The sequence below is a fragment of the Gluconacetobacter takamatsuzukensis genome (assembly GCF_014174275.1).
GTDB classification, from domain to species: domain Bacteria; phylum Pseudomonadota; class Alphaproteobacteria; order Acetobacterales; family Acetobacteraceae; genus Gluconacetobacter; species Gluconacetobacter takamatsuzukensis.
Map to the genome: position 1 here is coordinate 239329 of NZ_JABEQK010000001.1, position 15183 is coordinate 254511.

Annotated in this window: 14 protein-coding genes and 1 tRNA gene; 11 read left to right on the forward strand and 4 right to left on the reverse strand. The window is 62.0% G+C overall.

All coding sequences use genetic code 11. The features are described from left to right. Positions 1-4: 4 nt before the first annotated feature. The 4 genes from fliF to HLH27_RS01110 all read right to left on the reverse strand — a co-directional run bounded on the left by fliF (position 5) and on the right by HLH27_RS01110 (position 4192). A complete protein-coding gene (gene fliF / locus HLH27_RS01095) occupies positions 5-1633 on the reverse strand; it encodes a flagellar basal-body MS-ring/collar protein FliF (protein WP_182947247.1) in 1629 nt (542 codons plus the stop codon). 282 nt (positions 1634-1915) lie between these two features. Next, positions 1916-2251 carry a hypothetical protein gene (locus tag HLH27_RS01100; RefSeq protein WP_182947248.1) on the reverse strand — a complete coding sequence of 112 codons (336 nt, stop codon included), beginning with the start codon at positions 2249-2251 and terminating at the stop codon, positions 1916-1918. Between the two features lie 446 nt (positions 2252-2697). Further along, a complete protein-coding gene (locus tag HLH27_RS01105; protein WP_182947249.1) occupies positions 2698-3672 on the reverse strand; it encodes a MotE family protein in 975 nt (324 codons plus the stop codon). Between the two features lie 434 nt (positions 3673-4106). Beyond that, positions 4107-4192, reverse strand: a tRNA-Tyr gene (locus HLH27_RS01110). A gap of 642 nt (positions 4193-4834) precedes the next feature. Here HLH27_RS01110 and flgG point away from each other — a divergent pair. The 11 genes from flgG to HLH27_RS01165 all read left to right on the forward strand — a co-directional run bounded on the left by flgG (position 4835) and on the right by HLH27_RS01165 (position 15152). Beyond that, on the forward strand, positions 4835-5620 hold the full coding sequence (flgG, locus tag HLH27_RS01115; protein ID WP_182947492.1) for a flagellar basal-body rod protein FlgG: 786 nt from the start codon (positions 4835-4837) through the stop codon (positions 5618-5620). Positions 5621-5666: 46 nt separating this feature from the next. Further along, positions 5667-6644, forward strand: a complete 978-nt coding sequence (flgA, locus tag HLH27_RS01120; protein WP_182947250.1) for a flagellar basal body P-ring formation chaperone FlgA — start codon at positions 5667-5669, stop codon at positions 6642-6644. A 30-nt stretch (positions 6645-6674) separates the two neighbouring features. Continuing rightward, positions 6675-7385 (forward strand): flagellar basal body L-ring protein FlgH, encoded by a 711-nt coding sequence (flgH, locus tag HLH27_RS01125; RefSeq protein WP_220790239.1) that lies wholly within the window; start codon positions 6675-6677, stop codon positions 7383-7385. Between the two features lie 337 nt (positions 7386-7722). Beyond that, positions 7723-8556, forward strand: a complete 834-nt coding sequence (locus HLH27_RS01130) for a TrmH family RNA methyltransferase (RefSeq protein ID WP_182947252.1) — start codon at positions 7723-7725, stop codon at positions 8554-8556. A 110-nt stretch (positions 8557-8666) separates the two neighbouring features. Then, positions 8667-9119: a hypothetical protein gene (locus tag HLH27_RS01135; RefSeq protein WP_182947253.1), complete on the forward strand. Its 453-nt coding sequence runs from the start codon at positions 8667-8669 to the stop codon at positions 9117-9119. A gap of 25 nt (positions 9120-9144) precedes the next feature. Further along, entirely contained in the window at positions 9145-9534 is a 390-nt protein-coding gene (locus tag HLH27_RS01140; protein ID WP_246375287.1) for a GFA family protein, read from the forward strand. 23 nt (positions 9535-9557) lie between these two features. After that, positions 9558-9944: a VOC family protein gene (locus HLH27_RS01145; protein ID WP_182947255.1), complete on the forward strand. Its 387-nt coding sequence runs from the start codon at positions 9558-9560 to the stop codon at positions 9942-9944. Positions 9945-10093: 149 nt separating this feature from the next. Further along, on the forward strand, positions 10094-11347 hold the full coding sequence (locus tag HLH27_RS01150; protein WP_182947256.1) for a sarcosine oxidase subunit beta family protein: 1254 nt from the start codon (positions 10094-10096) through the stop codon (positions 11345-11347). 16 nt (positions 11348-11363) lie between these two features. Further along, on the forward strand, positions 11364-11645 hold the full coding sequence (locus HLH27_RS01155) for a sarcosine oxidase subunit delta (protein ID WP_182947257.1): 282 nt from the start codon (positions 11364-11366) through the stop codon (positions 11643-11645). Beyond that, positions 11642-14635 carry a sarcosine oxidase subunit alpha family protein gene (locus tag HLH27_RS01160; RefSeq protein ID WP_182947258.1) on the forward strand — a complete coding sequence of 998 codons (2994 nt, stop codon included), beginning with the start codon at positions 11642-11644 and terminating at the stop codon, positions 14633-14635. The genes HLH27_RS01155 and HLH27_RS01160 overlap by 4 nt, the downstream gene beginning before the upstream one ends. Then, positions 14628-15152, forward strand: coding sequence for a sarcosine oxidase subunit gamma (locus HLH27_RS01165; RefSeq protein WP_182947259.1), 525 nt, complete (start codon positions 14628-14630; stop codon positions 15150-15152). The genes HLH27_RS01160 and HLH27_RS01165 overlap by 8 nt, the downstream gene beginning before the upstream one ends. Positions 15153-15183 lie beyond the last annotated feature (31 nt).

Sequence of the window (15183 nt, forward strand, 5' to 3'; positions counted from 1 at the left end):
GAAATCAGGCACGTTCATGCCCTTTCTTCAGGTCTGGAGAGGCCAGCCAGTTGCGGATGACGTAGATCGTTTCGCGCGGACTCTCGTCTACACGGGTGAGCACCCTGGAAATGGCAGATGCTCGCGGCTTGCCGATAACACCTTCAATGGTGACGGTCTCTTCTTCCTCGACCTCGTTGGCGTTTGGAAGCGCGGGCCTGCTCGGAGTGGCTCCGCGCTTGGCCTGAAGCGGCGTCGCGGCAGCCGTCGCCAATGCGCCCAATTTGCCCCGTTGCAGCATGGGGCGAACCGCCAGGAAGATAGCGCCCAGCGCCAGCAGGATGGGAATGACCCATTCGGCGATGTAAATCAAGTTGTCCCGGCTGAAGAGAGGGCCATTCTCTGCCGATAGCCCGGTTCCCGCATCGGGGGCAAAGCGCATGGAGACGACGTCGACCGCGTCGCCCCGTCCCTTGTCGAAACCGACGGCCGTCTTCACGAGGGCCGAGATTCTTTCGAGTTCGCTGGCATCCAGCGGCTTCCAGACTTCGTTGCCATTCTTGTCTTTGACGTATGTGCCATCGACCATCACGGCAAGGCTGATTCTGGAGACGCGGGGGCGCGTCTGGCTGACAACGCGGACTCTTTTTCCGATCTCGTAATTGTCGGTCTCTTCCTGGCGGTCGTCGTTGGACCCACTGCGGGTGGACTGGTTCGCGTTGGCGTTCGGCAGGTTGTTCGCGACTGAAGTGTTCGGACTGGCTTCGGTATTGACGCTCTTGTCCGAGGTGGTCTGCTGTGACCTCAGGACCTGCTGGTTGGGATCGTAGGTTTCTTCGGTCTCGCGGATCTCGTCCGTATTCATGGTGACGGCCGCCCGAGCACGGACGTGGCCGACGCCCAAAGTGGGGGCTAGCATGTCTTCTGCGGCCTGGGCCAGGCGCTGTTCTTCCGAATGGCGGAATTTTTCGAGCGTCGTTTCCTGCCCGTCCATGCTGTCCGGATCACCCGGCTTGGCCAGGACGTCGCCGCGGGTATCCACGATGGAAATGCTTTGAGGACGCAGGCCGGGAACGGCTGCCGCGACCAGATTCTGAATGGCCTGGATGCCGTCCGGCGCCATGTGGCCGGAATTACCGATATCCAGAACGACGCTGGCCTGCGACGGGTTGGTCTGGGTCGAGAACAGATCGCGGTGCGGCAGGACGAGGTGGACACGGACGTTGCGTACGCCGTGAAGGAGGCGGATGGAGCGTTCCAGTTCGCCTTCCAAGGCCCTGGTCTCGTTGATCGTCTGCTCGAACTGCGTGCTGGTCAGCGTCGCGGTCTTGTCGAACAATTCGTATCCGACGCTGCCGCCGCTGGGCAGGCCATCCTTGGCCAGCAGCAGGCGCGCATTGGCGACCTGATCCTTCGGCACGTAGATATTGGTGCCATCCTGGCTGGTCGTCGAGGAGATATGCGCCTTGCTCAGGTCTTCGACCATGCGGGCGGATTCGTTGAGGTCGAGGCCGCCATAAAGGAGAGCCATGGCCTGGCCGCCGCCGCGAAACGCGAACAGACCGATCGCCCCGAGCAAGAGCGCAGCCGCCGCTCCCAGCACGATCAGTCGCGTGCGTCCCAGATTTTTGAGGCCGGCCAATAAATTCTGCATAAGAAAACCGCTACTTTGCTACAGCGCTGTACCAGAAAGTCATGAAAACTGCCGGTGAATTTTGCATGGAATCGTCTTTGCTGTTCGCGCTGTCATACCACGCCAATGTCGTCCGGGAGCGCTGGACAGCCATAATAGCGTGGCCGGGATTCTCCGGAAGGGCAAAAAAATCGATCCGCAGGAAAATCCCGGAAGCCGAAGTCTCGCGATCGCGACGTCTGACTTGTAACTGAACGTATCTTTATCAATCGGGGCCGCGGGGCGAGATGATTTCCTCTGCCATCAAGGAATATAGCTGTTTGTCGGCGGGGCCTCTTTAACCGACATGTTCAGCCTGTTCGCATTTTGGTCCTGGGTCAGGCCGGTCGGTCCTTCGCCGACGGCGCGAGCGACGTTCGGCATCTGGTCGGGGCGGCTCCAGCAATCCACGCCATTCCAGCTTTGTGTGCAGTAGGGCTGTGGGACGGGAGGCCTTTCCGGCGGGGCACACCAGTCTTCACCTTCCTGGATGTAGCCGGCGTTGCATTCACGCCCCGCGAGATGTCGGGCCACAGTATCTGCCGAGCAACTGGAAAGCAGCGCCAGCATCAGTGTCAGGGCGCCGCGCTTGATAGTCATGACTGCCAGTTCCTGCCCCTTAAGACGCTGCCCAGCATTCGGCTGACTCAGGCGATGCGGATGAATCGTGTCGAATATGCCTGCGCGCGAGGTGTTTCACAACAGCTGTCACGTCTTTCGTGCCCTTTCTCATCCATGCAGGCGGTACGTCGCAAGGGTTTTCTAAAAAGGAGGAAAATAGGTAGGGGGTCATAAATATTACAATTCCGTAATTTCTTCAGGGCGGGAGTGTTGTATTTGATATCGAGGTGTTTTTTTTGTTGGGGAATTTTTTGTTTTTATCGTTTGTGTACAATAAATTTTTATTATAATCATTTTACGGAAGAAGAGATCAATCGATTTTTCTACTGAAGGTCTGTATTTTATATCATAAGAGATTTGCGGGGCGGCCTTCGTATCAGGCTTGCCGTGCGTATGATGGTACGAAAGGGCGAAATTCTGTCACGTTATTGACGTGACAGTTTCAACGACTCTTCTTCGACTTGCCTGGGTGCGGTTCTGCTCTTTGACCACCATGGGGCAGCTCCACTATCCGGGGTCTGCCCTGACATGCCGTCCGAAGGCGGGTGAGAGGGGCGGAATGTCCGCACGCCGGCCATGTATTGCGATACGATATTCACGCGTTCCGGCATCATGTATCCCATGACGCTGGATATCTTGCGGGGGGCCATTTTGTTGGCAATGGAAACCAGAACATGAATATCCATGATGTTGAAGATTGCCGCCGCTTCCCGGGGCGGCATTTCTTCGTAGATCTTCACCAGCCTGTCCGTCTCGGCGGACATTGTTTCCTGCTGGGCGGCCTGCTTCTCGGCCACGCTCGCCATCGAGTTGTCCAGAACGCGCATCTTTTCGTTAAGCGCCTGGTTGGCAGCGTCTATGACGCGCTTCTGGTCTTCCAGGTTTTTTTTCTGCTGATCGATGTCTGGCTGTCGGGTCAGAATGTCTTTCACCAAGCCTGCTTCGGCCGTATCGACGACCGGATCGATCTCGTGAATATGGGGTGACGCCCCCATCTGACCGACCTGTGCGGCTTTCTGCACAGGGGCGGCATTGCTCGGAGCGGGAGGATTCTGGCGGGTGTCGGACGACAGAACTGACGTCCAGCCCTCGATGGTGTTCTGCACTTCCGCTGGCCGATGAGTTTCGGGAACCGTTGGGTTTTCCGTGGGGGGCGGCTGGGCTGCGGAAATCGCTGGTTGTGGTGTGGGATCGCCGGATTCGATATCGTCTTCCTTCAGGTGTCCGGCCAGCGCATGCATGTTCATTGCCAGCAGCAGAGTCATCAGGATGGATGAGACATGCACGAGTTTCCCGAACGACAGGCGGGGCATCAGCATCTTGATCTGACCGGCTTTCGGGTTTCTGACGACGACACGCGACTTTCCTAGCTTGATCTCGGAGTTTGAATAATAGAACAAGCTGGAATTGGCAATTTAGCCTTCCCATAAAAATTTTTGCGGTAAATATCCAAAATGATTTACTTTAATTGCGTCGGCTTTTTTCTTGTGCGTTTGTTTGGCGGATAGAAAAATTCCGACACTGCGCATGATTCACAGTAAAAATGAAGGCAATGGAGGTTGCTGTCAAGCTGCGTCATTAACCTTTCGCGACCAGCGTTCTCCCTGACTGGACCTTGTGGGCAGTCTGTGGAAGGGGCTGGTGTCGATGTCAATATGAATTTCGGTTTGTCAGAATTGCAAATGGCCGAAGGAGAGTCTCGGCAAGGGGGGGGCGGGGTTTTGTTGAAATTCCGGCGGGGTCATCCGGGTGGACAGAATGGCATCGAAGCGCCAAGTCTGCGTGACGTTCTTCGCCGCAGTTCTGACCAAACATTCTGCTTTGCCGGAAATTATGGTGGAAGGGGTTGGATTCGAACCAACGTAGGCGTACGCCAGCGGATTTACAGTCCGCCCCCTTTAGCCACTCGGGCACCCTTCCGTCTTGGGAAGGGTGGTTAAGGCCAGTGGACGAGTCTGTCAATGGTCTTGTTGCGATATCTGGCGCAGTGCTGGGACAGCCCAAGGCCTCCCTCCCAAATCAAAGGATATGCGCCCGTTGCCGCTGTCGCGATTCGTGCCTTGTCTGCCATATCTGGCGGAGCTCGCGCGCCCTTATAAGGGGGCGCCCGGCCGGCCTGAGGCTGGCCAATCCCGAATGGCGCATCCGGCCCATTGTGACCGTCTGAGGGAACGCATTGCTTTCGCTGTGTCGATCTGCCTGCCAGGGCGTGCCGGTCCTGCCTTGGGTGCTGGAGCGGCAGATGTTAAGGAACGCCGCTTCGATCCTCAGGTGTTGTGCATCGGCACGTCTTGATCGTGTCTGAGGTCGGATAGATGGCTGGGCGGCAAGAGCAATGGTCGCCTTGCGTCGTTTTGGCGAGCATCTTCCCAATATAATTTAACGTGTCGCGTCCCCATGAAACATCTTGCCATGGGCGCGACATGGTCGTAGCTGTGTCAGCGGCAATGCATAGCGTGGATACGATCCGACGGACTATGGCATGCAGGAATACAATAGACCTACATCTGTTGCAGTGGATGGCCGAACAGCGCCGCACATCCGGAGGACAGTCATCCCATGATGCGTTCCCTTGACATCGCCAATACAGGCATGCAGGCGCAGACCACGAACGTCGAGACCATTTCCAACAATATCGCCAATATGACCACGACGGGGTACAAGCGTCGTCGTGCTGAATTTCAGGATCTGATTTATCAGGACCTTCGCCGTGCCGGCACCATGAGCTCCGACAACGGCAACCTCGTACCGGCGGGTGCGCAGGTCGGGCTTGGTGTCCGTACGGCCGGTATCTATCGCATCAACGAACAGGGTACGCTGGAGCAGACCGGCAATTCCCTCGACATGGCCATCGAAGGGCGCGGCTATTTCCGGGTCACGCTGCCGTCGGGCGAATATGCCTATACGCGTGACGGGACGTTCTCTTTGTCTCAGGATGGCACCATCGTGACGGCGGATGGCTATCCGCTCGCCCCCAATATTTCGCTGCCGAACAACGCCGAAAACATCACGATCGACCAGACCGGTCAGGTTCAGTATACTCTTACGGGCCAGACCAATGCACAGGTCGCCGGCCAGGTCCAGCTTGCGACCTTCCAGAACGAAAACGGTCTGGCAGCGATGGGGCAGAACCTGTTTACCGAGACGACCTCATCGGGAACAGCCAATCTCGCGACTCCTCAAAGCGTGGGCTATGGCTCGATTCGCCAGGGCTTTATCGAAGAATCGTCGGTCAACGTTGTGACGGAAATCACGGACCTGATCACTGCGCAGCGTGCCTATGAGATGAACAGCAAGGTCATCACGGCTTCCGACGAGATGCTGCAAACGCTGACCAATCTGAAGTAACATGCGGGCACGTGGAGTATTCGCGGGCGTCGTTATGGCTGCCTGCATGGTGGTGCAGACCGCCACGCCTCAGGCGGCAACGCTGCGAAGCGCCACGGTCATTACCTCGGAGACGGTAAGGCTGTCCGATCTTTTTGCCGACTTGGAGCCGGGGCAGGATCGCCCGCTGGGACCTGGCCCCGCGCCGGGTGCCAGTATTCAGGTCGGAGGGGGGCAATTACTGGCCATTGCCGACGAATATGGCGTTGATTGGCTGGACCAGTCTCCTTCGGCCATGGCGACCATCACGCGTGCCGGGCGCATGCTGGACCAGACATTCTTCGCCGAACTCGTGCGCCAGAACCTGCCCGAAATCGGTAATGGACCCGTTGCAATCGAATTGCAGGATTTCCACCCGTTCGTGGTCGCCACTGACGATCCGAAACCCGTGGTACTGTCTGATGTCAAATGGGATCAGCATAGCGGGTGGTTTACTGCGACCGCCTATCGCGGCCGGCCGGTGGGGGATATCACGCAGGATTCCTTTATGTTGACCGGTGTTATTCATGCGACGCATCGGGTTATTGTCTATGCGCGCTCCCTTCCCAGTGGAACGGTGCTCTCGGCGTCCGATGTCCGGATGAACGATGCCTACGCCGAGCATCTTGCCTCCAAGACGTTCACGAATGCGGCCGAAGTGGAAGGACTGACCCTGACCCATGGCGTGGTCGCGGGTGAAGCGGTTTCCGACCAGGACGTGCAAAGAACCATTCTGCTTCATAGGGGCGATCCGGTTCTGATTGCCTTTACCGCCCCCGGGCTGCATCTGACGGCGACAGGACGCGCGTTGGAGGACGGAGGGGCGAGCCAATATGCGCGCGTCCTCAATCTGATGAGCCACATGATCATAACAGGACGGGTTGTAAGCGCATCGGAAGTCGAGGTTGAACCGGGAAGCGGGGGAGTGCCATCCGATTCCGCCGGCATGCGGAGTCTGGCAGCGGCTGCGCTCGCTCCTCCGAGAGCAGATCTGTCCCTTCGGTAGCGTTGGAGCCCGCCTGTGAAGAAGTCCCCCCTGTCCACCGCGATCCTATCCGGGCTGTTATGCCTGTCGGGGTGTACGGGCTTGGCCGACCTGAGCGAATTAGGTCATCCGCCGCGCATGACGAAGACGTCGGATCCGACCCAGGCTCCCGATTACCGCCCCATCACGATGCCGATGCCACCGCTGCAGCCACCTCCCACCGAAGTCGGTAGCCTGTGGCGGCCGGGAAGCCGGGCTTTCTTCAAGGACCAGCGGGCTTCTCAGGTCGGGGATCTGATTACGATCGACGTCAATATTGCTGACAATGCGGCCGTAGTGAACAATACTTCAGCCGCTGGCAGCGGTTCCCAGACGTTCGGCATTCCCAGCCTTTTTGGCGCCCAGGGCAAGACGCTGTCCAGTTCGACGGCGCTTGATACCAGCAGTGCCAGCGCCAATACGGCGGCCGGTACGATCACACGAAACGAAACGGTCACGCTCGCTCTGGCGGGGACCATTACCCAGGTTCTGCCGAATGGCAATTTCGTCGTCATGGCCCGGCAGGAAGTCCGGGTGAACGGCGAATTGCGCCAGTTGATGGTCAGCGGAGTCGTGCGACCGCAGGATATCACGGAAGATAATACTGTGACCCATGACAGGATCGCCGAGGCACGGATTTCTTATGGTGGCCGTGGCCAGTTGAGCAAGATACAGACACCGCGCTACGGACAGCAGGTCCTGGATAGCGTTCTGCCTTTCTGATCCTGATTGCTGCCTTCTGTATAGGCAAGTAGGTAAAGCCTAATTGCGTTTGCTCCTGGGCTGGTCGACGCCGAAACAAGGTGTTTTACCTGCTCGAGAACAGGCAGGGGTGCAAATCGGATCCCGTGCAGGGCGCAGGGAGTGTGCGTGCGGGCGTGTTTGTCCTTGCCGCTCCCCATGGAGTGACGGCGGTCCTCGATCCGTATCGTCGAGCGTTTACGAATTCGGATGCAGATGCCGTGGGCCGTCGTGACGCTCGACGTGAGAGCAGCAGGACGGTGTGCATTCTCTTGCGGCATGTCGTGACGGACGAGGCGGTTCGTCCTATATCGAGGGGATGCGCACCCGTCTCCCGCGTCGTCCGGACGCCAGAACCGCTTCCCATTCGACCGACCATCGGGCGGAGACCGTCGCCCGGGAACCTTCCCGGCCATCCCGGCGGAGCGGCGGGACCACGCCGCGTGGTACCTACTGGCTGTATGGACTGCATCCGGCGTTGGCCGCCCTTGCGAACCCGGAACGGCGAGTCCGTCAGATCCTGACGACTGAAGAGGGTGAAGCCGCCCTGCGTCAGCGGCTGGACGTGCCCCTGCCGATGCAGCCTCAACGCGCCGACCGGGCGCGGTTGGAGGCGCTGTGTGGCCGCGACGCCGTGCATCAGGGCGTTGCGATCCTGACTGATATCCTGCCGTCCTTGGCGATCGAGGATGCTGTGGAGCGCCCTGGTCCATTGCTGTTGCTGGACCAGGTGACCGATCCGCGCAATGTGGGGGCGATCCTGCGGTCTGCTGCCGCATTTGGTGCCGCCGCCGTCGTGGTGATGGATCGCAACGCGCCGGATGAGACGGGGGCCTTGGCAAAGGCTGCCTCCGGCGCGCTGGATGTCGTGCCGCTGGTCCGCGTGGTGAATCTGGCCCGTACCCTGGATCTGCTGAAGGAGCGGAATTTCTGGGTCGTGGGGCTGGATGCCGGTGGAGGGGTGCTGGATGGCGGCACGTTCGGGCAGCGACGCGTCGCCCTGGTCCTAGGGGCCGAGGGAGATGGGTTGCGGCGGCTGACCCGCGAGCATTGCGATGAGATTGCGGGGCTGGCGATGCCGGGCGACATGGAAAGCCTGAACGTTTCGAATGCCGCGGCGGTCGCGCTGTATGAGGTGACGCGCCGACGCTGAGGGAGGCCGATTCTAAAATCGTCCTCATGATCCGTGACAGGGGGCCATGTCCCGCTGACGGGACGGGCGGGATCTGGCATCCTGAAACGGCCCAGCGGAGAGTGTTCCCGATGAGAGCCGTCATCCCTCTTCTGTTTGTTGCGTCCCTCATGCTCGCCGGCTGTGTCCAACGGCGGCCTGGCGGGATCATCGCCAGTTCCGATGTCTCGGTGAGTGCGGCAACCAATGACCATTTTGTCCGGGACTTCGCGGTAGCGGCCGGCCAGCCGGGCATCGTGAATACATGGTTTGTGCTGAATCCGGATTGCTCGGCCTCAGGTCAGGTCACGGTACGAGTGCAGGATACGCCCGCGCATGGCACGGTGACGATCGAACCGGGTGCGTACTATCCCCACTATGGGGCCGGCAATCAACGGCGGGCCTGCAATCTGCAGCCTCGGCAGGGTGTGCGGGCCATCTATCACCCGGTACCGGGCGCGCTGGGGACAGATCGCTTCTCCATGCTGATCGTAACGCCGCTTGGACGGTCCTGGACATCTGACATCCATGTCAGCATCCGCTAGCAGGAGCACGGATGTGCCGCGCCCGTTGACCGGTAGTTGCTTGTGCGGCGCGATTATCTATCGTCTCGATGGCGCGCCGCTGGATTTCGTGCTGTGTCATTGCGGGCGTTGCCGAAAGACGACGGGATCGGCCTTTGCCGCCAACCTGATCGCCCGTCCCGAGGATGTGGTCTGGCTTTCCGGCGATCCGGATATGGTCATGCGCTGGGACCTGCCGACGGCGAGCAGCTTTGCCACCGCGATCTGCCGCAACTGTGGCACGCCCATTCCCCACACCACTCGAAACGGGCGGTTGACGATCATTCCGGCAGGTACGCTGGATGACGACCCCGGCATCCGGCCGCGCCGGCAGATCTTCACCGCCTCGCAGGCAGGCTGGTGTGTCGATCTTGAGGATGTGCCGATCGAGACCTGACCCCTGTCGCCGGAGCCTGATCAATGTTCAGCCATGTGACCATCGATGTCGACGATGTCGCTCGCGCGATTCCGTTTTACGACGCATTCCTGGGCCCGTTGGGCATTACCCGGATCTGGACTGACGAGGGTGGCGGCTTCGCGGGCTGGCGCAAGGGCGAGGCAGGGCCGATGCTTTACCTCACGCGCCCCTTCGACGGACGGCCGGCGGCCGTTGGCAATGGCTGGATGTGCGCGCTGGCGGCGGACAACCACGATTCGGTGCGGGCGGCATGGGAAGCTGCCATGGCCCATGGTGGCAGCGACGAGGGCGCACCGGGGCCGCGCCCCCATTACGGCCCGGATTATTTCGGCGCCTACCTTCGTGATCCGGACGGGAACAAGCTGCACGTCGTCTGTCGCGGCTCCTGACGGCGGCAAGCCGTCGCGGGGATCGGTGCGATTGTCGTGATGTCGCGAACATGCAAGTGGCGTGTCATTTTTGTAAAAGATTTTGCCGGGGGCGGCTTCCATCATCGCATCGATCGCGCGTGTCGGCGCGGAGGTGAAGTCAGATCGCCATGCAGAAATTTTCCGCGTTTTCTCTGGCTCGTCAGGCAATGGGGCGTCATCTGGGGTGGCGACCCCAATGGCGTTCGGTGGTGCCGAAGCCGAGCTATGACATCATCATCGTCGGCGGCGGCGGCCATGGGCTGGGTGCGGCGTACTACCTGGCCAAGCAGCATGGCCTGTGCAACATCGCGGTAGTCGAACGCGGATGGCTGGCGGGAGGCAATACTGCGCGCAATACCACGATCATCCGGTCGAACTACCTGTTCGAGCAAAGTTCGTCCTATTACGAACATGCGCTGAAATTATGGGAAGGCCTGTCGGAGGAACTGAACTACAACGTCATGTTCAGCCAGCGCGGCTGCCTGATGGTCGCGCATACGGTTCATGACGTGCAGGTCTTCAAGCGGCATGTCTATGCCAACCGGCTGAACGGCATCGATAATGAATGGCTGACGCCCGAAGAGACCAAGGCGTTCTGCCCTCCGCTGAACATCTCGCCCAATATCCGCTATCCCGTCCTGGGGGCTGCGCTGCAGCGCCGCGCCGGCACCGCCCGGCATGATGCGGTGGCCTGGGGCTTCGCGCGCGCGGCCAGCGACCTGGGCGTCGACATCATCGAGAATTGCGAGGTCACGGGCATAGACCGTGACCCATCGGGCAAGGTGACGGGCGTGCAGACGACGCGGGGGCCGATCCGCGCGGGCAAGATCGGCGTGTCGGCGGCGGGCCATAGCTCGGTGGTGCTGGCTATGGCGGGCATCCGCCTACCGTTGCAGGTCAACCCATTGCAGGCGCTGGTGTCCGAGCCGGTAAAGCCGGCCTTTCCGTGCGTGGTAATGTCCAACACCATCCACGCCTATATCAGCCAGTCCGACAAGGGTGAGATGGTGATCGGTGCCGGCACCGATTCCTACGTGTCGTACACTCAGCGCGGTGGCTTGCATATTCCGGCGCATACGCTGGAGGCGATCTGCGAACTGGTGCCGGATTTCCGCCGGCTGCGGATGTTGCGGTCATGGGGCGGGATCACCGACAATACGCCCGATCGCTCGCCGATCACGGCGAAGACCTCGGTGCCGGGCCTGTATGTGAACTGCGGTTGGGGCACCGGCGGCTTCAAGGCGACGCCGGGGGCGGCAAACCTGTTTGCCTGGACGATCGCGCGCGACGAGCCCCACCCGATCAATGCGCCGTTCACTATCGAGCGTTTTCGCGACGGTACCCTTATTGACGAAGCCGCTGCGGCGGCGGTCGCGCATTGAAGCGGCGGAGACTGTCATGCTTCTGATCGACTGTCCCTATTGCGGTCCCCGAGCCGAAATTGAATTTGCCTATGGAGGCGAGGCGCATATCGCCCGCCCCGCCGCCGATGTGTCGGAGGAGGAGTGGGAGGCCTTCCTGTATCTACGTGACAATACCAAGGGTGTGCTGGCCGAGCGCTGGCGTCATGCCCATGGTTGCGGCCGCTTTTTCAACGCGCTGCGCGATACGCGGACCGACCGGTTCCATGCCTTTTACGAAATCGGGACGCCTCGGCCCGATGTGGGAGATGCGGCATGAGCGGCGCTTTCCGGCTGGCCGGTCGCGGCCGTATCGATACTGCGCGGCCGGTCGTCTTCCGCTTCGACGGGCGGATGGTCAGGGGGTATGCGGGCGATACCGTGGCCTCGGCCCTGCTGGCCGAAGGCCGGCACCTGATGGGACGGTCCTTCAAATATCATCGGCCGCGCGGGCCGGTTTCCGCCGGATCGGACGAGCCGAACGCGCTGGTCGGTGTCGGTGAGGGGGGGCGGTACACCCCCAATCTGCGCGCCACCCAGGTCGAGATCCATGATGGGATGGTCGTGGTCAGCCAGAATCGCGCGCCCAGCCTGCGCTTCGATATCGGGGCGCTGAACACGCTGGCGGCGCCGGTGCTGCCGGCGGGATTCTACTACAAGACTTTCATGTGGCCGCGTGGCTTCTGGGACAAGGTTTACGAACCGCTGATCCGCCGGGCTGCCGGATTGGGGCGGGCGCCCACCGCGCCGGACCCCGATCATTACGCGCTGCATTATGCCCATTGTGACGTGCTGGTGGCGGGTGGTGGGCCGGCCGGTCTGGCGGCGGCGCTGGCGGCGGGGCAGGCAGGCGCGCGGGTGATTCTATGTGACGAGAACGTCGAATTCGGCGGCAGCCTGCTGGTCGATACACACAGCCTCATCGATGGCCTGCCGGGTATGACGTGGGTGGCGCGCATCGTGGCCGAACTGGAGCGGCTGCCGAATGTGCAATTGCTGACGCGCTGTTCGGCTTTCAATTACGGCCCGCACAACATGGTGGCGCTGAACCAGCGCTTGTCCGACCATCTGGCAGCGCCGCCGGCCGATATGCCGCGCGAGCGGATCTGGCAGGTGCGGGCGCGTGACGTGGTGCTGGCGGCCGGCGCACTGGAACGGGTGCTGGTGTTCGAGGGCAATGACCGGCCCGGCATCATGCTGGCCAGTGCCGCACGGACCTATTTGCATCGCTATGGCGTGGCCTGCGGCCGCAAGGCAGTGGTGGTGACGGCGGACGACGCGGCCTATCGCGTCGCGCTGGATCTGGCCGAGGCCGGAGTGAAAATCGCGGCGATCGCCGATCTGCGCCCCACACCGGGCGGCCCGGTGGTCGAGGCAGTGCAGTCGCGGGGGATCGCGGTTCTGCCTGCCACCACCATACAGCGTGCGCATGGTCACCTGCGGGTGACGGGCGCCGAGCTGGCGCCGATCGGGGCGGACGGCACGGTGGGGAGGGGGCGGACGATCGCGTGCGATCTGGTGCTGATGTCGGGTGGTTTCACGCCGAGCCTGCACCTGCATAGCCAGGCGCGGGGGGCGCTGCGTTTCGACGATGCGCTTGGTGTCTATGTGCCAGGCGAGTCGGTCGAGCGTGTGCGGTCGGCCGGATCGTGCCGGGGGATCTTTGCGCTGGACGAGGTGCTGCGCGACGGAGTGGTAGCCGGGCTGGCTGCTGCGGGTGGTGAAACCGGGCCTGTGTGGACGGTGACGCGTCAGGATGCACCGGGGGCGGGCGGTTTCGCGGGGGCACTGCCGCGTCGTGGCCCCGGCCATCTGGCCCTGGCCTTTGTCGATTTCCAGAATGATGTCACGGCCAAGGATGTGAAACTGGCGGTGCGCGAGGGCTTCCGTTCCATCGAGCATGTCAAGCGCTACACCACTACCGGCATGGCGACGGATCAGGGCAAGGGCTCGAACGTCAACGCGCTGGCCATCGTATCCGACGTGCTGGGGCGCACGCCGCAGGAGGTCGGGCTGACGACCTATCGGCCGCCTTATACGCCGGTGACGTTCGGCGCCTTTGCCGGCCATGCGCGTGGCGACCAGTTCGATCCGCTGCGTCTGCCGCCGATGGATGCTTGGGCGCGCGCGCAGGGGGTGGTGTTCGAGGATGTCGGGCTGTGGCGTCGGGCGCGCTATTTTCCGCGCGCGGGCGAGGATATGGCGGCGGCGGTGGCGCGCGAATGTCGGGCTGTGCGCGGGGCGGCCGGGATCTTCGACGCGTCCACACTGGGCAAGATCGAAGTGGTGGGTCCGGACGCGGCGGAGTTCATGAACCGCTTCTACGTCAATGCCTGGACCAAGCTGAGCATCGGCAAATGCCGCTATGGGCTGGTGTGCCGGGATAGCGGATTTGTCTATGATGATGGGGTGGTCGGGCGGATTGCGACCGACCGGTTTCATGTCACCACCACCACCGGCGGCGCGGCGGGTGTGCTGAACATGATGGAGGATTATCTCCAGACCGAGTGGCCCGACCTGGATGTGTGGCTGACCTCGATCACCGAACAATGGGCGGTCATCGCGTTGCAGGGGCCGCGCGCGCGCGACATCCTGGCGCCGCTGGTGGACGGGCTGGATATCTCGGCTGGTGCCATGCCGCATATGACGCTGCGCGAGGGCAGTATCGGCGGGGTGCCGATGCGGCTGTTCCGCGTCAGCTTTACCGGTGAACTGGGCTACGAGATCAATGTGCCGTCGCGTCAGGCGCAGGCGGTCTGGGATCGTGTCTGGCAGGCGGGGGCGGTATTCGGTTTGATGCCGTACGGCACTGAGGCGATGCATGTGCTGCGCGCCGAGAAGGGCTACCTGATCGTCGGGCAGGAAACCGACGGCACCATGACCCCCGGCGATGTCGGCTGCGGCTGGGCGGTGAGCAAGGTCAAGCCGGATTTCGTCGGCAAGCGGGCCCTGGCGTTGCCGGCCATGAACGCGCCCGACCGGTTGCAGATGGTGGGTGTGCTGACCGACGACCCGCAGGAGGTACTGGAAGAAGGGATGCAGCTTGTCACCGCCGCCGAGACCCCGGTTCCGGCATCGGCGGAGGGGCATGTCACGTCGTCCTATTTCAGTCCCGCGCTGGGCCGGTCGATTGCGATCGCGATGGTGAAGGGGGGACGAAGCCGGATGGGTGCCGCGCTGTATGCGCCACGGCTGGAGGGGCCGGCGCTCAAGGTCACGTTGGTCGATCCTGTCTTCTACGATCCCGAGGGAGCGCGCCTGAATGATTGAGATCGCTGAAGGCTGCGCGCTTGCCGGCCTGCCCCCCATGGTCCGGCTGGTGTTGCAGGGGCGTGCGGCGGCGCTGGAGGCCGCTGCTGCTTCGCTGGGGCTGGAGGCGCCGCCGCCGATGCTGCGCGCGGTGTCGGGCGCGGGGGGGACTGCGCTGCGGCTGGGGCCGTTCGAACTGCTCGTGCTGCCCGCGTCGGAAGGATGGGCCGGGCTGGACGCCGCCCTGGCCACGGTGCCGCACAGTCTGGTGGAGGTCAGCGACCGCAATGTCGGCTTTGTGCTGGAGGGGGCGCGGGCGGCCGATATCCTGGCTGGCCTGTGCCCGCTGGATTTCGCGCTGTCATCCTTCCCGGTCGGGATGGTGACGCGGACGCTGCTGGACAAGGCGGGTGCCATGATCTGGCGGACGGGCGCGCAGGCCTTTCACATCGAGGTCTGGCGGTCGTTCGGGCCCTATGTCGAGGGGCAACTGCGGGAGGTGGCGCGGGGCATTTCTTTCTCGCTTCTGGCGGTCTGAAAAAAACGGATGACGGAAAACGGAAACAGGG